This window comes from Millisia brevis NBRC 105863 (genome assembly GCF_001552615.1).
Taxonomy (GTDB): Bacteria; Actinomycetota; Actinomycetes; order Mycobacteriales; family Mycobacteriaceae; genus Millisia; species Millisia brevis.
Genome location: NZ_BCRN01000008.1, coordinates 72,854 through 90,785, shown reverse-complemented (window position 1 = coordinate 90,785; position 17,932 = coordinate 72,854). Strand labels below are relative to the sequence as shown.

Here is a 17,932-nt window from a genome sequence, read left to right as displayed (position 1 = left end):
CGCACCGTCACCGCTCGATCCGTCGCGCGTCCTTCCGTCGGACCACCTCGGCCAGGACCTCGGGCGCGGCGCGGAAGGTGATCCCGGCGACCTTGCCGTCGATCAGGGTGAAGTCGAAGACCACCCGCGCGACGCCGCGATCGAACCAGGCCGCGGCCGGGCGGTCGCCGGTGTAGACGGCCAACGCGGCATGCGCGGCCCCGTTGAAGAACGCCGAGATCGCATCGCTGCCGTCGATCCGTTCCGGAGTACCGAGCAGGACCGCGGCCTCGTCGGCGCGCACCTGCGCATCGGGGGCGAGCAGGTCGAGCAGCCGGGCGAGGTCGCCGCCGCGGGCGGCGTCCATGAACGCGTCGACCACCTCCCAGTCGGCGAGCTGATCCTCGGGCGACGGTTGGGTGATCTTCGCGCGGGCGCGGGAGGCGAGCTTGCGGGCCGCCGCCGGGGTGGTGTCGAGGACCGCCGCGATCGTCGCAAACGGATAGCCGAAGCTGTCGTGCAGCACGAACGCCACCCGCTCGTCCGGGCGCAGCCGTTCGAGCACCACCTGCAGGGCGACGCCGACGGTGTCGGCCAGAGCCGCGAGATCGGCCGGGTCGCGGGCGCTTTCGTCCGAATCGTCCCGGGCGAGGTGGACATCGATGTCCTCGACCGGCTCGGGGGCGCGGGCGCGCAGCCGGTCGAGGCACAGCCGGCCGGTCACCGTGGTCAACCAGGCCGGCAGCCGTTCGATCTCGGTCTCGGTGGCGTGCAACCGCAGCCACGCCTGTTGGACGACGTCCTCGGCGTCGGCGGCGTTGCCGAGCATCCGACCGGCCAACGCGATCAGGCGGGGCCGCTCGGCCTCGAATTGCTCGGTCACCGCGGCATCGGTCATCGGATCAGTTCTCCGGCAGGTCGGCGAACGCCTTCTGCATCGCGCGGTACCAGTCGAGCGACTTCTTCGGCCGCCGCCACCGGCCCTTCATCGCGTCGCGCGCCTCCTGATGGGTGGCGTCACCGGCCTTCTCGGCCTCCTTGAGGTGCCGGTCCTGCGCCTGGATGACGTCGTCCGCGGACGCGCCGTGGTGTTCGACTTCGCAGGGGCCGCCCAGCTGACGGCAGGTCATGGTCTTCATGGTGTCTCCTCGATCGGGTGGTGATGGTGGGGAGCCGGGCTCAGGCGCCGGCGGCCTTGCGGACGATGGCGCGCAACCGCTTCTCGACGTCGTCGTTCCATTCGACGACCGCGTAGGCGACCGGCCACATCGCGCCGTCGTCGAGCTGCGCGTTCTCCTGGAAACCGACGGTGGGATAACGGGTATCGAACTTGGTGGCCGGCTGGACGAAGGTGAGCACCTCGCCGTCGCGGGCATAGGACGGGAACCCGTACCAGGTCTTCGGATCGAGGTCGGGAGCCTCTTCGGTGACGATGACGTGGTACCGCTCGGCGACCTGCTTGTCCAGACCGGTCAGCTCTCCGATAGCGTCGATGCAGGCCTGCAATTCCTTGATCTTCTTCGTTGTGCCCTTGACGCCCTTCATCGCGGCGAGTTCCTCCGCGCGCTGCTTCATCGCGGCTCGTTCCGCCGCGCTGAATCCGTCAGCCATGACTCGTCCCTTTCCCGGGTTCGTCCGCCGGTGGTGCGGACCTTTCCCTACTATGACGAGCCGCACACGACAGATGTGACCGGTCCGGGTCGGTCGACACCGACAACCGCCGACATCCGGCTGTCGCCGCAGGTCAGACGAGTGGCAGTTCGGCGAAAATCTCGCCGGGAGCGACCGATCCGCCCGGTGGTTCGACACTGAAGCCCAGCCCGGTCGAGGTGCCGATGTCCTCGAGCACCGCGGTGGTCGAGGGCGCGACGTCGTCGGGGGCCATCGTGCCGGCGGAGACCGGCCCGGCCGGACCGAGCAACCACATCTGATAGACCGTGCCCGCCGCCGGCGGCGGCACATTGTTCATCACCAGGACGCCGGCGTCGGTGGTGCGGGAGAAGACCACCGTCGCCGTGCCGTCGCCGCCGATCGCGGCGGACACCGTGCGCACATCGGACGCCGCGAAAACCTGCTCGGACACCGTCTCCGGAGACGGATTCAACAGACTGCCCACCGCCACGCCCGCGAGCGCGATCACCACCGCCGCTGCGGCGGCCAGCCCGGGCAGCAACCACCGCCGTATCCCCGGTCCACCGGCGCCTCCACCGCCGTCCCGGTCGAGCGCGCCGAGTACCTCCGCCCGCAGCCGATCGGGAGGTTCGATCGCGGACGCCTCGGCGATCCGCGCCATCACCTCACGGGCCTGGTCGACCTGTCGATCGAATTCTGCGACCACCGGGGCCGGGGCGGATTCCAGGGCACGTTCCAAGCGGCGGCGCTCGACATCGTCGAGGGCATCGAGCGCGTACAGCGGAGCGAGGTCGACCGGGTCGTCGTCGTGCGGGGACCCGGCGACCGACCGGTCATCCGTCATCTCGCCCCACTCCCAGGCAGGACTTCAACCGCTGCAGCCCGTCGCGGATCCGGGTCTTGACCGTCGGAAGGGTCACCGACAGGTTCTCCGCGACCTCCCGGTAGGTCAGGCCCCGGTAATACGCCAACTCCACCGACTGCCGCTGCAGATCGGTCAGGGAGTCGAGGCAATCGGCGACCCGCCGGCGATCGTCGCGAACCACGACCGCCTCCGCCACCGCATCGAATGCCCGTTCCGGCGCATTGGCCCGCAGGTCCCGCTCACCGCGGGACTGTTCGGAACGCACCCTGTCGACCGCCCGGCGGTGGGCCATCGTGACCAACCAGGTCGACACCGAACCGCGCGAGGCGTCGTAGCGCTCGGCATGCCGCCACGCCTGCAGATAGGTTTCCTGCACGGTCTCCTCGCTGTACCCGGGGTCGCGCAACACCCGAAGAACGGTGCCGTACACCACGGCGGATGTCAGATCGTAGAGCCGCGCGAACGCGTCCCGATCGCGCGCCACTATGCGCGCCATCAACGTCTCGAGGACCTCGGCACCTTCTCCGACGTCCGTCACCGGCGATCTCCGCTCATTGCCGCCGAGACTACAACGTCGCTGCTCGAGTACGGCCACAACCGTTATTCGGAGCTGTCCGGCACCCGGATGGGCGCCGCCTGCGGGAGGGGATTCACAGAAATCGGAAATTCCACCCATCCACCCCGGGAGCCGCTCCGAATGACAGGTGACCAACCCTGCGGCTGTCGCCGGTCGATCCGAGCCGGCGGCGGGTCGCTGTCCGACACCCCGGCGGCTGCGGCCGCGCGACACGAGGAGCACTTCGATGGGCATCAATCGCAGAAGCATCGCCATCATCGGTATCGGCGCACTGAGCCTGGGCATGGCGGCATGCAGCAGCAACGACTCCACGACCGCCGACACCACCGCGGCGGAGACCTCGGTGGTCGAGGAGACCACCACGATGGCGACGACCACCGAGGAAGCCGTCGCCGCCGGACCACTGGGCCCCGGATGCGCGGCATATGTCGAGCAGGTGCCCAGCGGGCCGGGCTCGGTCGAGGAGTTGGCCAACGGTTCGCTGGTCGAAGCGGTCACCACCGTTCCGATCCTGACCACGCTGGCTTCGGCGGTGTCCGGCGGACTCAACCCCGAGGTCAATCTGGTCGAAGCTCTCGAAGGTGGCCCCTTCACCGTCTTCGCCCCCGTCGATGACGCGTTCGCGGCTCTCGACCCGGCGACCCTCGAAGCGCTCGCCGCGGATCCGACGGCATTGACGCAGGTCCTGACCTATCACGTGGTGGAGGGTGAAGCTGCCCCCGGGGAGATCGCCGGCGTCCATCCGACACTGGAGGGCTCCGAGGTGACCGTCGCCGGCGCCCCGGATGCGTTGACCGTCAACGACGCCAACGTGATCTGCGGTGGTATCGAAACCACCAATGCCACCGTGTACCTGGTGGACGGCGTCCTGACCCCGGCCCAGTAATGCGCAGGATCAGCAGGCTCGTGGCGATCTCGGCGGCCGCGGCGCTCGCGCTGCTGTCCCCGGCGGTCGCGTCGGCGGCCCCGCTGGCGCCGGTCGCGCAGGTCGACGTCGAGCGGTACGCCAGCGGCACCTGGTACCAGTTGGCCACCATCCCGGCGCCGTTCTCGATCGACTGCTACCTCGACGCCACCGCCGAGTACGCGGTGATCGACGAGAACAATATCGCGGTCACCAACTCGTGTACCACCTTTGCCGGTGAACGGCGCGGGGTCGAGGGCAATGCGCGGGCGAACGGGGTCGGCGAATTCCACGTCAGCTTCCGGAACATCCCGTTCCAGGGCAGCGAGGACGGACCGACCAACTACGTGCTCACGTACGTCGCCGACGACTACTCGTGGGCACTGGTGGGCAATCCGAGCCGCACCTCCGCGTGGGTGCTCTCGCGAACGCCGGCGGTGTCCGATGACGGATGGCGGCAGATCCGCTCGGTGGTCGAGGCGCGGGGATTCAACTCCTGCTTCCTGATGACGTCACCGACCACGGGTGGGCTCGATCGCATCGTGCCGCTCTGCACCCTCGAGTAGGCGCACACCCGGAACCGACAAGAGGTGGCACCCGGCGAACCGGGTGCCACCTCTCGGGTGTCGCGAACGAATTACCGGAGCGAGTCCGGCGGGGTGAAGCGCTCACCGTAGGTCTTGGCGAGCTCCTCGGCGCGGGCGACGAAGCCCGCCTGACCGCCCGGGTAGCCGACGATGAACTGGTGCACACCACCGGTCCAGGCCGGGTAGCCGATGCCGAAGATCGAGCCGATGTTCGCGTCGGCGGTGGTGTTCAGAACACCCTCGTCGAAGCACTTCTGCGTCTCGATCGCCTCGATGAACAGCATGCGGTCGATCAGATCCTGGAACGGGATCGTGGTCGGGCCCGACGAGAACGCCTCGCGCAGACCGGGCCACAGGCTCACGCGCTTGCCGTCCTGGTACTCGTAGAAACCGGCGCCGGCGGCCTTCGACGGACGCTTGAACTCGTCGACCATACGGTCGACCACGGTATCGGCGGTCGACTCGATCGGCTTGTTGCCGGCCGCGAGCATCGCCGCCTCGGTCTCCTTGCGGATCTTCTGCATCAGGGTGAGCGTCAGCTCGTCCGACAGCTGCAGCGGCGGGGCCGGGTAGCCCGCCTGCGATCCGGCCTGCTCGATCGTCGCGGGCTCGATGCCCTCGCCGACCATGGCGATCGCCTCGTTGATGAACGTGCCGATCACCCGCGAGGTGAAGAAGCCGCGCGAATCGTTGACCACGATCGGGGTCTTCTTGATCGCCTGCACGAGGTCGAACGCCTTGGCCAGCGCGGCATCCGAGGTGTTCTCACCGCGAATGATCTCCACCAGCGGCATCTTGTCGACCGGCGAGAAGAAGTGGATACCGATGAAGTCCTCCTGGCGCTTCACGCCGGTGGCGAGACCGGTGATCGGCAGGGTGGAGGTATTGGAGCCGAGCAGCGCGTCCGGCGCGACCAGGTCCTCGATCTCCTGGAAGACCTTGTGCTTGAGCTCCTGCGACTCGAAGACCGCCTCGATCACCAGATCCGCTCCCGCCACGTCCGCCGGGTCGGCGGTCGGGTGGATACGGGCCAGCAACTCGTCGGCCTTCTCCTGCGTGGTCTTGCCCCGCTGCAGCGCCTTGGCCTCGATGTTCTCCGAGTAGGCCTTGCCCTTGTTGGCCGATTCGATGGTGACGTCCTTGAGGACGACATCGATGCCGGCCTTGGCACAGACGTAGGCGATGCCCGCGCCCATCATGCCGGCGCCGAGCACGGCCACCTTGGAGAAGGTGGTCTTCTCGTACCCGTCGGGGCGCGACTGGCCGTTGTTGATCGCCTGCAGGTCGAAGAAGAACGCCTGGATCATGTTCTTCGAGACCTGGCCGGTGACCAGTTCGACGAAGTACCGCGACTCGATGGTCGAGGCGTTGTCGAAGTCGACCTGCGCACCCTCGACCGACGCGGCGAGGATCGCCAGCGGTGCGGGCATCGGGGCGCCCTTGAGCTGCTTGCGCAGGTTGGCCGGGAAGGCCGGCAGCACCTGAGCGAGCGCCGGGGACTTCGGGGTTCCGCCGGGGATCTTGTAGCCCTTGACATCCCAGGGCTGTACACCCTTGTCGGGGTTCGCCGCGATCCACGCCTTGGCGGCGGGTACGAGTTCCTCGACCGAGCCGACGATCTCGTCGACCAGGCCGGTGTCCTTGGCCTGCTGCGGGCGGAACCCGTTCTGGCCGCGGGTGAGGACCTGCATGAAGGCGTTCTGGACGCCCAGCATGCGGGTGACGCGGGTGACGCCGCCGCCACCGGGCAGCAGGCCGAGCGCGACCTCGGGCAGACCCACCTGGGCACCGCGCACGTCGGCGATGATGCGGTGATGGGTGGCCAGCGCGATCTCCAGGCCGCCACCGAGGGCCGCGCCGTTGATCGCCGCGACGACCGGCTTGCCGAGGGTCTCGAGCCGACGCAGGTCCGCCTTGACCTCTTGGACCAGGTCGAACGCCTGCTGTGCGTGCTCCGGGGTGATCTGGATCAGCTGCTTGAGGTCGCCGCCGGCGAAGAAGGTCTTCTTACCGGAGGTGACCACGACGCCGGTGATCGAGTCCTTCTCGGACTCGAGCCGGTCGACGGTCTCCTTCATCGACGCGCGGTAGGCGTCGTTCATGGTGTTGGCACCCTGGTTGGGATCGTCGATCGTCAGGACGACAATGCCGTCCTCGTCCTTGTCCCAGCGAATGATGTTGTCGCTCATGGTTGTCTCGAGGCTCCTCAGACTCGCTCGATGATGGTGGCCACGCCCATGCCGCCGCCGATGCACAGGGTGATCAGGCCGTAACGGGCATTGCGACGCTCGAGCTCGTCGACGACGGTGCCGGTGATCATCGCGCCGGTCGCGCCGAGCGGGTGACCCATCGCGATCGCGCCGCCGTTGACGTTGAGCTTCTCGTCCGGGATCTTCAGCTCGCGCTGGTAGTGCAGCACGACGGAGGCGAAGGCCTCGTTCAGTTCGAACAGATCGATATCGTCGAGGCTCAGTCCGGCGGTGGCCAGCACCTTCTGGGTGGCCGGGACCGGGCCGGTCAGCATGATCGTGGTGTCGGCGCCACTGGTGGCGGTCGCGACGATGCGCGCCCGCGGGGTCATGCCGAGGTCCTTGCCCACCTGCTCGCTGCCGACGAGCACCAGCGCGGCACCGTCGACGATGCCCGACGAGTTACCGCCGGTGTGCACGTGGTTGATCTTCTCGACCCAGTGGTACTTCTGCAGCGCGACGGCGTCGAATCCGCCCATCGCACCGATGCCCTCGAAGGACGGCTTGAGCTTGCCGAGATCGGCGACCGTGGTGCCGGGGCGCATATGCTCGTCGTGATCGAGGATGACCAGACCGTTCTGATCCTTCACCGGCACAACGGACTTGGAGAAGTAGCCCCCGGACCACGCCGCGGCGGCCTTGTCCTGCGAGCGGACCGCGTAGCTGTCGATGTCCTCGCGGGAGAACTCGTCGATCGTGGCGATCAGGTCGGCGCTGATGCCCTGCGGGATGAAGTAGGTGTCGTAGGCGGTCGCCGGGTCCATCGCCCAGGCGCCGCCGTCGGAGGCCATCGGCACACGGGACATCGACTCGACGCCACCGGCGATGACCAGCTCGTCCCAGCCGGAGCGCACCTTCTGGGCGGCGGTGTTGACCGCTTCGAGGCCGGAGGCGCAGAACCGGTTGAGCTGGTAGCCACCGACGGTGTCCGGCAGTCCGGCCGCGAGGACGGCGGTGCGGGCGATATCGGCGCCCTGGTCACCGACGGGGGTGACAACGCCGAGGAGCAGGTCGGAGATCCGATCCTCGTCCAGATCGGGGAAACGCACGCGCAGCTCGTCGATGAGGCCCGTCACCAGGGAGATCGGCTTGACCGAGTGCAGCGACCCGGATGCCTTTCCTCGTCCGCGGGGCGTCCTGATCGCCTCGTAGATGAATGCTTCGGTCACAGTGTCGTCAGTCCTTCCGAAGTTGCTCGTCATCGAGACTCTCGTCATCGAGACTGGGAGGTGGGCACACACTCGATCCCCCACCCAACACCCACTGTTCCCCTCACGCGGGCCGGCAACAAGGACCGATCCGAGCAGCAGTTGTGACCGAACGGACACCCGACGGCAGCGAGTCCTCGGTCGCCGACCGCTACGGTCCCCACCATGACGCTCAGTGCCCCGATCTCCCCCGATTTGCCCCTGGTGGTCTCGGCGACCGAGCAGGAGGTCGCCGAGTTGGTGACCGATTGGCCCATCCTGGTGACCGGGGTCGGGAAGCTGCGTTGCGCCTTTGCCCTGATGGACGCGCTGCGCGAGGTGCGGCCGTCCGGGTTGATCAATATCGGCACCGCCGGGGCGCTACGCGACGGGTGGACCGGCACGCACGTCGTGCGGCGGGTCCTGCAGCACGACTTCGACGAGGATCTGGTCGCTCGGCTGGTCGGCCAGCCCGTCGAGGGACCGATCGACCTCGCCGACGAGGGACCGGTGCTGGCCACCGGCGACGAGTTCGTCAACTCGACCGAACGGCGGCTCGCGCTGGCTCGGGTGGCGGATCTGGTCGACATGGAGGGGTACGTCGTCGCCGCGGTCGCCCGTCGCTCGGGGCTGCCGGCGACGTTGATCAAGCACGTCAGCGACCAGGCGGACGAGAGCGCCGGGACGTCGTGGGTCGCTACGCTCGATGCCAATGCACAGGCGCTGGCAGCCGACTGGACACAGGGTCGTCGGGAGCGATAGCAGAGCGCAGAATTCCGGTGAGCACCGCGAGAAATACCGGGATCGTCTCCCGGGCGACCTCGGTGTCCGGGAAGCGACTGCGTATCGACAGGCCCCGATCGGTCCGCCAGACCCAGAACTGGGCATCGTCGGCGGTGGTCACGCTCGAGATGTGGTGAGCGTCGACCGCCTCGTGTCGTTCCGCTCCCGGCAGGTTGCGATAGTCGACCGAAGAGACCATGAAGATGTCCTTGCGTACGCGATGGAACTCGCCCAGTGCCGCCACCACCTGCGCCATCGGCACCTCCCCGAGCCGCATGGCCGCACGCACCGCCACACCGGTCCGGCGGATGGTCTCGACGACATCGCCATGGGCGATCACCCTGACCGGAGCGTTGGTGGTGAACCACCCGACCGCGTGACGCCTGTCGGCGTCCCGCCGCGTGTGCATCGGGAACAACACCGGCAGCTCCGACCCACCGCCGCAGTGCCGGACCGCCTCGGCCATGGCCGCCAGGACACCGGCGAAGACACTCGCCCCATTGCTGCGGCACAGCTCGGAGAATCGTGCGGCTTCGCTCGGACCGAGGAGGCTGCGGACGTCGACGCCCTGGGGTTCGCGCGCTCCGAGGCCGACTCCGAGATTCAACGGAAAGGACGGGGGTACGCCGCCGCACCGGTCGAAGAAGCGCACCCATTGTGCGAGGCGATGATCCGTGGGAAGGATCGGGTCCGCGGCCGCTTCCCGCGCGCAGTAGTCGACGAAACTGCCGGGTATCGGCAAACTGTCGGAGAAGTCCTGCCCGTATTCGGCGAATCCGTGGTAGAGCCGGTACAGATCATCGATGACGACCGCGATCGAGTAGGCGTCGACGTGCGCGTGGTCGAAGGCGCACAGAATCGTCGAGACACCCTCGCGATCAACGGCTCCCAGGAAGTAGGCCGGGGCACGGAAGGGTCGGCAGGCGGCATCGAGCGCCGCGCGGAGGGGCGCGGGCCAGGTGTGGTCGGCGACGATCTCCGGGTTCGCGACGATCCTCATCGTGCCGGCGTCGAACTCTCGACGGCCGACGGTACCGTCGGCGCGGGGCACGAACCAGGTGCGCAGCGTCCCGTGCCGAACGATCAGGGCGCGATAGGCGGCCGCGAGCGCGGGGCGATCGAGCGGACCCGGCACCCGCAACGATGCGGCGAGCCAGGTGCTCTCGACACCATCGGCGAGCGCCTCGGCCAGGTGCATGTACTGGTTGAACGACAGGGGCACGGTGGAGTCGCGTACGGCGCAGCCGGACACCTCGACGTTCCACGACAACAACCGACCCGGATCGATCCGATACCGGTCGATGGTGGTGACCCGCACCGTCAGCGCTCCACGGCGACCCGACCGGCCGAGGCGATGTCGCTCCTTTCCGCCCCGATCGCTCGATCACCGACCGTGGTCACCTCGGTGATCACCGCGCGCAGGTGCTCGAGATATCGGAGCACCCGGGACTGAGCGAAGGGTGTATCCGGAGACTGACTTCCGACATAGAGGCGGTCGTGGTCGCGGTTGAACCACAGCGAGGCATTGGCGGTACGGCCCTCGCCGGTGAAGACGACACCTCGCCGGCACGCCGGTTCGTCGACGTCGGGAATCTTCCGGAAATCGATGTAGGAAAACAGGTTCGGCGCAGTGATGACCGAATCGGGCGATGCGCCGACGGCGATCAGGGCCGCAAGCGCCGCCCCCGGTGGGACGACGGCCAGCTTCCTGGCCCGCCGAGATGCGACGTAGGCGTCCGGCACCAGTTCGCGGAAGGTGCGCACGCCGGACACCGCGAACTCCACCGGGGCGAAGGAACTGAACCAGCCGTATTCGCCGGCGAGCGACTCGAGCCCCACCCGGCTGTTGAACACGGTCATCCCGTAGTAGCTATCGGAACCGGCCAGCTCGTAGTCGGTGATGGCAAGGGCCGCATAGAGTCCCGTGATGAGCCTGCCGCCGGCCTCCACGCAGATGCGCTCGAAATCGGCGATGCGGTCCCCGTCGAGCAGGACCACTCCCACGGGCCGTACGGGAGCGGTTTCGCCGACCCCCAGGCCGAGATCGAGGGCGAAACGCGGCATCCGTCGATCGTGGCGCACGAACGTGCGCTTCCACGCGTCGAACTCGGCGGACCCGGCGACATGGTGGGCAGTCAGTTCGGCTTCCAGTCGCGCGAATTCGGCGAACCCCTCGCACGTACCCTCCGTTGCCGGAGTGTCCCGATCGGTCGCATCGGCGCTCCCGGCCGCGGTCGTCACACCGGCACCGCGGGCCTCCCGGTAGAGCCTGCTGATCTCGGCCACCGCGAAGACCTGCGACGCCCCGTCGCTCAACCCGTGATCGGCGCCGAAGAAGAACGAGAAGCTCCCCTCCCGCATGACGGCGCCGAATGCCAACCCCGGAAACGAGTCACTCGATGTCTCCCGCCCGAAACGGGTACGGATGTGGTCGATTATCTCGGCCGAGCTCGACAACGCCGTGGGATCCACCGACTCCAGGCCGACCGTCCGCGCCGGCATCACCCGGGCAACGACCTCACCGTCGACCACGTCGTACCACGTCCGCAGGATCGCATGCCGACGAACGAACGTCAGCAACGCGGCTGTCATCGCGTCGATGTCGAGGTCGCCGTCGATGTCCGTCCCGGACCCGAGGTATGCCCGGTGCGGTTTGCCCTCGCGCCTGGCTGCCAGCGCGGCGCGGACGTGATTGTCCACCAGAAAGGTCGACGCGCCGCGCTCGGTTGCCGTCGCGTCGACGGAACGCGGGTCCGGTGTCACCCGCCAACCGATTCCCATTCCCGGCTCGGGACGCCACGAATCGAGGTCGATGATTTCCACTTCGACACCGTCCTTCCTCAGGCGGGCTGCGCGGTTCCCGCGGAGTCGTTGCGCTCGGTGGTGGAGACGATGACGCGATCGACGCCGTGTTCGATCACCTCACGAAGGACCCCACACGATGCGGAGACCAGGCTCGTAATCGCCGCACCGACGTGCGCGCCGGCAGGAAATCGGGCGGAGGCCGTGATGCCGGACGACGTTCGCGCCAACCAGAAGTAGACCTCGGTATCCGAACGAGCCGCACTGCGGACCGTCTGCGCACGCAGGTCTGTCCACTCCCCGGCACCGGACATGGAGCGCAGATCCAGGTAGGACACCACGAACTGGGGTTCCGCGGACGTGCCGAGCAACTCGGCGATACGCGGATACGGAAGACGGGACAAGCGTTTGGCCTCGGCGATACCCACAGCCGCGGCCGCCAGGGCATCACGGAACGTGCCGGCGAAGCTGACGTCCACCTCGAGCGGTCCGATGCCGACATACCAGCCCACCGACTCGAGGAATCGAGCCTCGTGCCGGGTATGCATCGGCATCACCAGACGCAGCCTGGACCCGCCCGTCAGTTCCTGGTGCGCGACCGCCAGCGCCGCGATCACGGCCGTCTGAGTGGTGTGCCCCGCCGCACGAGACAATGTTGCCAGCGTGCCCATCTGTTCGGCATCGGCAAGCTTCCTGACCCACCCTTGTTGCGGAACGCCATCACTGCCCGCGCCCTCGCGAACAGCGGCAACACCTGCGGGCAGCGCGAGGCTCGGGAAGCTGCCGGCTTCACCGAGAAAATGCCGCCAACGCCGGACCGCCTCGTGGTCACCATCGATCTCGGCACCGATACCGCGGTCGCGCGCACTGAAATCCACATGGCTTCCGATCTCCGGCAATTCCACCGGTCGACCGTGGAACTCGGATGCGTACAGACGCGACAATTCGGTGATGGACAGCAGCATGGAGTAGGCATCCATCACCGAATGGTCGGCGGCGAATACCAGGAGAAACCGGTCCTCCCGATCGCACGCCCCGATTTCGGTGATGGTGGCCACCAGGCAGTGGGGCCAGTCCAAGGGCGACAAACCGTCGTCGAACCAGGCGGTGAGTCCAGCGGCCACCTCATCCCGAGGGAACCGTCCCATATCCTGCGATGCGAACGTCAACCCGTCCGCCGAATAGGTCCGCCGAACCGGCCGATAGTCGCCGGCCTCGTCCACCCCGCGGGTCACCGTGGTCCGAAACGCCTCGTGCCGACGGTGCCACGCCAGCAGCACCCTCGTCAGCACCTGCGGATCGAACGGCTCATGCACTTCGAAAACTGCTCCGAGCCAAGAGATTTTTCCGTTCCCGCGCACCGCCCCTCGCACGTGATGCTCATGGTCGTAGGCGAGAGGTCTGGCGTCGACGCCCCAGCCCCTCACCGGCACGTCGGACCGCGGAGTGAACCGCGTGACCCTGCCCTCCGGGAACTCGTATTCGGCAAGTTCAGTGAACTTCATGACCTTCAACACCTACTTCGCCACGGACCGACTCATTGACGGAGAAAGACGATGCACCTTTGCCCGAATTCATTTCATGCGCGGCGAACAAACATCCACGACTCCATGCGCAGCCAAAGGATGTTCGTAGCCGTACTCGGACCTACCCGGACCGAGCGGATTCATTTCCGCCCGCTATTGGCAATCCACTGCGATCACACTCGACGGGCCTGCCGGCGGTAAGCAATGATGCCGACCGGTCTGATCCTAGAGGAACCACTGGCAGTAACCACCAGATGAATGGCGAGTGCGCTTGATCACAATTTAATCGCTTGGTATCGAACTCCGAGTCGGTCCCTACTCCCGGTCTCTACACATCGTCCGTTACCGCCTCGGCGGACGCCCAACCGGCACTATTCGCATCGAGAATGGTCTTCCATGTATCCAATTCGCCCCACGAGTCTCCACTGGAGCCGATCACAGGTTGGTATACACCCCAGTACGGTACGAATCGAAAGTCTAATGTTGCGCCGAATTCGAAGGGGTCATACGCTCGCAATCATCACCCGGTCGTCGAAGCGGCCACCCCGTTGTTGCCACCGCATGGATGTCGCCACAACAACCCCGATGGAAGGCTATCCAGCCATAGTCCCGTTCGGACACGTCGTCCAACCGATGTGGTCCCGTCCGGGCATCACCGGACCGGCCGGCACCGAATGCGCACCGACGAGCAGTCACCACCGGATCGACGACCTACGCACAGGAGTGGGCGATGAGCGAAACCGATCTCGCGATCGATGCCGTCGGGCTGACCCGCCGATACGGCCGGACGGTCGCTGTCGACCGCATCGACCTGGCGGTCCCGGTGGGGGGCGTATACGCCGTACTGGGAACCAATGGCGCCGGGAAAACCACGACGGTGCGCATGCTGGCAACCCTGGAACGACCCGACGGCGGTCGCGCGCGCATCTTCGGTCACGACGTGGTGTCGTCGGCCGGGGCGGTGCGGTCATTGATCGGGGTGACCGGGCAGTACGCCTCGCTCGACGAGGACCTCACCGCCGAGGAGAATCTGCTGATCTTCGCGCGCCTGGTCGGCGCGTCCCGGAGAGCCGCGCGTCGCAGAGCGGCGGATCTGCTGGACGAGTTCGGACTGAGCGACGCGGCGCGCCGCACCGTGCGCGGCTTCTCGGGTGGCATGCGTCGACGGCTCGACCTGGCCGCCTCGCTGATCACCCGGCCGCGCTTGCTGTTTCTCGACGAGCCGACCACCGGACTCGATCCGCGTACCCGCGCGCAGATGTGGAACACCCTGCGAGAGATGGTCGCCACCGGATCGACCGTGCTGCTGACGACGCAGTACCTCGATGAGGCGGACGAGCTGGCCGATCGTGTCGCCGTGATGGACCGTGGGCACGTCGTCGCCGAGGGCACCGTCGACGATCTCAAGTCCGCGGTCGGGGACAGCTCGGTCACGATCACCCCGCTCGACCGCGACCAGTGTGCCGCGGCGGCCGCGGTGTGTTCGGCGTTGTCGCCGGCGCAGGCGACGGTCGACGACGACGGTCGGACGGTCGTCATCCCCATGTCGAACCTGGACGGCCTGGCCGAGTTGCTTGCCGCACTGCGGGATCGACATATTCCCTTGGCCGCCGTCAACGTCGCCCGTCCCACGCTCGACGACGTGTTCTTCCGGTTGACCGAGCCGTCGACGCACGACCGGACCAACGCCTCGGCGATCCGACCGACCCTCCCGTCGGCGTCATGACCGCCACCTCGGTCCCTCGAACCGACGATCCGCACCGCGCGGACGGGCTCGCGGCCGTCCCGATGATCGACGAACCGCCCCATCACATCACGGTGCGCCGGTCGATCGCCCAGTCTCTGACCATGACCCATCGCGGGATGCTGAAGATCAAGCACAACCCGCAACAGTTGTTCGATGTGATCGCTCTTCCCATCGTCTTCACGGTGATGTTCTCGACCATCTTCGGCGGGGCGATCGCGGGCGACGTGCAGGCCTACCTGCCGCTCCTGATTCCCGGTGTCCTGGTGCAGGTTGCGGTGGCGGCATCGGTCATCACCGGCGTGCAACTGCGCGAGGACCTCGACAAGGGGATCTTCGATCGGTTCAAATCACTTCCGGTCGCCCGGATAGCTCCGCTGGCCGGCGCCCTGCTGGCCAATGCGGTCCGCTATGTGGTCGCGACCGTCATCGCGGTCGCCGTCGGAGTGGCCCTGGGATACCGACCGGCGCACCCCATCGGCCTGGCGGCGGCCTGCCTGCTGGTCGTGCTGGTCGCCTTCGCGCTGAGTTGGATCTTTGCGCTGGTGGGGGTGCTGCTCGACAAGGCGTCGACCGTTCAGGGGGTCTCGATGCTGGTGCTGATGCCGCTGACCTTCGTCTCCAACGCATTGGTACCGGTCGACACCTTGCCCGAATGGATGCAGGTGGTCGCCAACGCCAACCCGGTCTCCCATCTGGTCTCCGCGGTGCGCAGCCTCGCCGACGGCGGCGACGCACGCGTTCAGATCGTCTACACCCTCCTCGGCGCGGCGGTCATCCTGGCGGTCTTCGTGCCGGTGACCCTGCGCACCTACATGCGAAGGACCTGACGTGAACCCGACAGCTCCGCACCGGGCCGACCCGGAATCGATGGCACCACTGTTGTCGGTGGTGGTTCCCGCCTACAACGAGGAGGACACCATCACCGACTGCCTCGACCGACTGACCGATCAGCTCGAGCACATCCGGGAAATCGTCGTGGTCAACAACAACTCGACCGACCGCACCGTCGACCTGGTCGAGTGCATCGCCGAACGTCATCCGCAGGTGCGGCTGATCAACGAGGCGCAGCAGGGTCTGGTGTACGCGCGTTGCGCCGGAATGGACTCGGCGATCGGGGACCTGATTGCCCGTATCGATGCCGACACGCTGGTCCGGCCGGGTTGGGCCCGCACCATCGTCGAGTTCTTCCGGGACGATACCGACGATCGGTGGTCGGCGCTGTGCGGTCGCGGAGAGGCCTACGGAGTGCCGTTGTCCGGGCGATTCGAGAAGTGGAAGATCGCGTTGCACCCGTTGGGTGATCGACGGGTCGGCCGCGCCGTCAAGGAGGTCCCCGTTCTCTACGGCTCCAATATGGTGATTCGCCGGGAGGTGTGGAAGCGCATCCGAGACCGGGTCAGTATGCGGCGGGATGTTTTCGAGGATGTCGATGTGGGCCTGTGCGTCAACGATATCGGCGGGCGGAACGCCTTTCTCGGCACGCTGACCGTCGGGGTCTCGCCGCGCCGCATGGAGACCGGTTTGCGCGATTTCGCCGGGTACATGAGCTGCCTTCCCCGTACCTTCCTCTTGCACAGGCGATTCGGATTCGCGGCCGGCGCGGCGTTGATCTACGTCCCGACCCTGGTGGTCCTGCATGCCGGACGGTTGGTGGCCATCCGCGTGTACGACGACCGGACCGGGCGATTCACGACGAGTCGGCCGCGTCGACAGACGTCAAGCCGGGTGCGCCCCTGATGTATCCGCGGTGCGCTCGATCAGGTCGGCGGCCGCTGCGGCGGCTCGGTCCGACGGAATGAGCTGCTCGCGCATGCCCTGCGCCGCCGCCCGCGTCGTCGCGGACAGCCCGACCCGCAGGGCGTCGGCCAGCCGGCCAGAAGTGATCCGGGACATCGGAAGGTGGGTACCCACATGAGCTGCCGACACCGCTTGGCCCCACATCGGCTGATCCGCTCCGATCCACGTCACGATCGTCGGCAGACCGGCCCGCAGGCCGGCCGCCACCGATCCGGCGCCACCGTGATGAATCGCGGCCCGGCAGTGCGGCAGGATCGCATCGTGGTCGATGTGGCCCACCACCCGTATCCGTTGCTCCTCGCCGGTGGCGTCCCGCATGAAATCGCTCCAGCCACCGGCGATCAGCAGCCGCAGACCGAGTTCACGGGCAGCTCCCAGCACCGCTGCCGCGAGCGCATCGAGACGCGACGGCATCATGCTGCCGAACCCGACGTAGACCGGCGGCTCATCGGCGGCGAGCCACTCGAGCAGATCGTCGTCGGGTCCGGTGTCGCCGACACCGCGGCGGGCGGCAGCCGGCAGATTCAGGAATCCGACGAGCGGACGTCGGCTACCCCATTCGCGCACCAGATCGGGAAACAGGGCCGGATCGTAGGCCTGGATCTCGGGGACACCGGTCGCGGCGATGGCGGAGGCGAAGGGGCGGCGCAGGGCGGGCAAGCCCAGCTCGGCGCGCAGGCGGTTCTCCGCCCGCGCCGAACCCATCCACATCAACCACTCGGCGGCGGACCAACTCGGTGCGGCGGCCCACCCGGGTGCGTCGATGCCGACGTGCGACAACAGCGACGTTGTGGAGTTGCGTCGGATCGGGCCCAGATGCAAGGGAATATGCGCGATTCCGCGGACCTGCGCCACATTGTGCGCACGTTCCTGACCCACGCTGGTCGACACGATCGCGTCGGCGTGCTGCGTCTCGTCCAACAGCTGGGCGTGCATCTCGCGGCCACCGCGCACTGCCATCTCGGCGATCGCCGCGAGCCGGGTGCGCGGGTTGGCCGACTTGAGCCGGACGCGCACCGTATCGGACTCCAGAATCTCCTTGGTGCTCCGGCCGTACGCCCGAGTCGGCAATCCCGCTCCCGCACCGAATGCCACCAGATTCGGTGGCACCAGCAACGACACCTCGTGTCCCCGGGTGCGCAGCTCGGTGCCGATCGCGACCGCGGGTTGCACGTCCCCGCGGCTGCCGTTGGCGGCCAAGACGAATCGCATGGTCACTCCCTCCCCTTCGGAACCGACGAGCCGGCGGTGCTCAGGGTAGGCGACGATCCCATTCCACCGAGTGCGGCAGCCCTCG

At 67.6% G+C, this 17,932-nt stretch carries 17 protein-coding genes; 6 read left to right on the top strand and 11 right to left on the bottom strand.

What is annotated here, in order from left to right; translation table 11 throughout:
- Positions 1–7: 7 nt before the first annotated feature.
- The 5 genes from MB1_RS12880 to sigK all read right to left on the bottom strand — a co-directional run bounded on the left by MB1_RS12880 (position 8) and on the right by sigK (position 3,014).
- Entirely contained in the window at positions 8–877 is an 870-nt protein-coding gene (locus tag MB1_RS12880; protein ID WP_066907656.1) for a sigma-70 family RNA polymerase sigma factor, read from the bottom strand.
- Positions 878–881: 4 nt separating this feature from the next.
- Positions 882–1,118 carry a hypothetical protein gene (locus MB1_RS12875; protein WP_066907653.1) on the bottom strand — a complete coding sequence of 79 codons (237 nt, stop codon included), beginning with the start codon at positions 1,116–1,118 and terminating at the stop codon, positions 882–884.
- A 40-nt stretch (positions 1,119–1,158) separates the two neighbouring features.
- On the bottom strand, positions 1,159–1,590 hold the full coding sequence (locus tag MB1_RS12870) for a hypothetical protein (protein WP_066907650.1): 432 nt from the start codon (positions 1,588–1,590) through the stop codon (positions 1,159–1,161).
- A 133-nt stretch (positions 1,591–1,723) separates the two neighbouring features.
- Complete coding sequence (locus MB1_RS12865) at positions 1,724–2,455, bottom strand: anti-sigma factor (RefSeq protein ID WP_066907646.1); 732 nt, start codon at positions 2,453–2,455, stop codon at positions 1,724–1,726.
- The gene (sigK, locus tag MB1_RS12860; RefSeq protein WP_066907643.1) at positions 2,445–3,014 is read right to left on the bottom strand and encodes an ECF RNA polymerase sigma factor SigK; all 570 of its coding nucleotides are present in this window, start codon (positions 3,012–3,014) and stop codon (positions 2,445–2,447) included. Before sigK ends, MB1_RS12865 begins: the two co-directional genes overlap by 11 nt.
- Before the next feature lie 265 nt (positions 3,015–3,279).
- Between sigK and MB1_RS12855 the strand changes: the two genes are divergently transcribed.
- On the top strand, positions 3,280–3,939 hold the full coding sequence (locus MB1_RS12855) for a fasciclin domain-containing protein (RefSeq protein ID WP_066907640.1): 660 nt from the start codon (positions 3,280–3,282) through the stop codon (positions 3,937–3,939).
- Between the two features lie 20 nt (positions 3,940–3,959).
- Positions 3,960–4,523 (top strand): lipocalin family protein, encoded by a 564-nt coding sequence (locus tag MB1_RS12850; protein ID WP_369406869.1) that lies wholly within the window; start codon positions 3,960–3,962, stop codon positions 4,521–4,523.
- A gap of 71 nt (positions 4,524–4,594) precedes the next feature.
- Here the strand turns inward: MB1_RS12850 and MB1_RS12845 are convergent, their stop codons facing one another.
- Positions 4,595–6,733: a 3-hydroxyacyl-CoA dehydrogenase NAD-binding domain-containing protein gene (locus MB1_RS12845; protein ID WP_066907634.1), complete on the bottom strand. Its 2,139-nt coding sequence runs from the start codon at positions 6,731–6,733 to the stop codon at positions 4,595–4,597.
- A 17-nt stretch (positions 6,734–6,750) separates the two neighbouring features.
- On the bottom strand, positions 6,751–7,995 hold the full coding sequence (locus MB1_RS12840) for an acetyl-CoA C-acetyltransferase (RefSeq protein WP_066907631.1): 1,245 nt from the start codon (positions 7,993–7,995) through the stop codon (positions 6,751–6,753).
- Between the two features lie 171 nt (positions 7,996–8,166).
- Between MB1_RS12840 and MB1_RS12835 the strand changes: the two genes are divergently transcribed.
- Entirely contained in the window at positions 8,167–8,742 is a 576-nt protein-coding gene (locus MB1_RS12835) for a nucleosidase (protein ID WP_066907629.1), read from the top strand.
- Here MB1_RS12835 and MB1_RS12830 read toward each other — a convergent pair.
- Genes MB1_RS12830 through MB1_RS12820 form a run of 3 tightly spaced genes read right to left on the bottom strand, consistent with a single transcriptional unit; the run spans position 8,678 to position 13,070 of the window.
- Entirely contained in the window at positions 8,678–10,081 is a 1,404-nt protein-coding gene (locus MB1_RS12830) for a condensation domain-containing protein (protein WP_084351675.1), read from the bottom strand. The genes MB1_RS12835 and MB1_RS12830 overlap by 65 nt on opposite strands.
- 2 nt (positions 10,082–10,083) lie before the next feature.
- Complete coding sequence (locus MB1_RS12825) at positions 10,084–11,586, bottom strand: hypothetical protein (RefSeq protein ID WP_066907626.1); 1,503 nt, start codon at positions 11,584–11,586, stop codon at positions 10,084–10,086.
- 17 nt (positions 11,587–11,603) lie between these two features.
- Positions 11,604–13,070, bottom strand: coding sequence for a condensation domain-containing protein (locus MB1_RS12820; RefSeq protein WP_084351673.1), 1,467 nt, complete (start codon positions 13,068–13,070; stop codon positions 11,604–11,606).
- Between the two features lie 751 nt (positions 13,071–13,821).
- Between MB1_RS12820 and MB1_RS12815 the strand changes: the two genes are divergently transcribed.
- The 3 genes from MB1_RS12815 to MB1_RS12805 all read left to right on the top strand — a co-directional run bounded on the left by MB1_RS12815 (position 13,822) and on the right by MB1_RS12805 (position 16,575).
- Positions 13,822–14,817, top strand: coding sequence for an ATP-binding cassette domain-containing protein (locus tag MB1_RS12815; protein WP_066907621.1), 996 nt, complete (start codon positions 13,822–13,824; stop codon positions 14,815–14,817).
- Positions 14,818–14,879: 62 nt separating this feature from the next.
- Positions 14,880–15,665 carry an ABC transporter permease gene (locus MB1_RS12810; protein WP_066907992.1) on the top strand — a complete coding sequence of 262 codons (786 nt, stop codon included), beginning with the start codon at positions 14,880–14,882 and terminating at the stop codon, positions 15,663–15,665.
- A 40-nt stretch (positions 15,666–15,705) separates the two neighbouring features.
- Positions 15,706–16,575: a glycosyltransferase family 2 protein gene (locus tag MB1_RS12805; protein WP_066907989.1), complete on the top strand. Its 870-nt coding sequence runs from the start codon at positions 15,706–15,708 to the stop codon at positions 16,573–16,575.
- Here the strand turns inward: MB1_RS12805 and MB1_RS12800 are convergent.
- On the bottom strand, positions 16,555–17,847 hold the full coding sequence (locus MB1_RS12800) for a glycosyltransferase (RefSeq protein WP_066907986.1): 1,293 nt from the start codon (positions 17,845–17,847) through the stop codon (positions 16,555–16,557). The genes MB1_RS12805 and MB1_RS12800 overlap by 21 nt on opposite strands.
- Positions 17,848–17,932: the final 85 nt, after the last annotated feature.

Excerpts from the sequence above, each read along its gene's own strand:
- MB1_RS12840 (WP_066907631.1), bottom strand. The coding sequence starts at position 7,995 with ATGACGAGCAACTTCGGAAGGACTGACGACACTGTGACCGAAGCATTC.
- MB1_RS12880 (WP_066907656.1), bottom strand. The coding sequence starts at position 877 with ATGACCGATGCCGCGGTGACCGAGCAATTCGAGGCCGAGCGGCCCCGC.
- MB1_RS12855 (WP_066907640.1), top strand. The coding sequence starts at position 3,280 with ATGGGCATCAATCGCAGAAGCATCGCCATCATCGGTATCGGCGCACTG.
- MB1_RS12870 (WP_066907650.1), bottom strand. The coding sequence starts at position 1,590 with ATGGCTGACGGATTCAGCGCGGCGGAACGAGCCGCGATGAAGCAGCGC.
- MB1_RS12845 (WP_066907634.1), bottom strand. The coding sequence starts at position 6,733 with ATGAGCGACAACATCATTCGCTGGGACAAGGACGAGGACGGCATTGTC.
- MB1_RS12835 (WP_066907629.1), top strand. The coding sequence starts at position 8,167 with ATGACGCTCAGTGCCCCGATCTCCCCCGATTTGCCCCTGGTGGTCTCG.
- MB1_RS12815 (WP_066907621.1), top strand. The coding sequence starts at position 13,822 with ATGAGCGAAACCGATCTCGCGATCGATGCCGTCGGGCTGACCCGCCGA.
- MB1_RS12810 (WP_066907992.1), top strand. The coding sequence starts at position 14,880 with ATGATCGACGAACCGCCCCATCACATCACGGTGCGCCGGTCGATCGCC.
- MB1_RS12865 (WP_066907646.1), bottom strand. The coding sequence starts at position 2,455 with ATGACGGATGACCGGTCGGTCGCCGGGTCCCCGCACGACGACGACCCG.
- MB1_RS12805 (WP_066907989.1), top strand. The coding sequence starts at position 15,706 with ATGGCACCACTGTTGTCGGTGGTGGTTCCCGCCTACAACGAGGAGGAC.
- MB1_RS12820 (WP_084351673.1), bottom strand. The coding sequence starts at position 13,070 with ATGAAGTTCACTGAACTTGCCGAATACGAGTTCCCGGAGGGCAGGGTC.
- MB1_RS12800 (WP_066907986.1), bottom strand. The coding sequence starts at position 17,847 with ATGCGATTCGTCTTGGCCGCCAACGGCAGCCGCGGGGACGTGCAACCC.
- MB1_RS12875 (WP_066907653.1), bottom strand. The coding sequence starts at position 1,118 with ATGAAGACCATGACCTGCCGTCAGCTGGGCGGCCCCTGCGAAGTCGAA.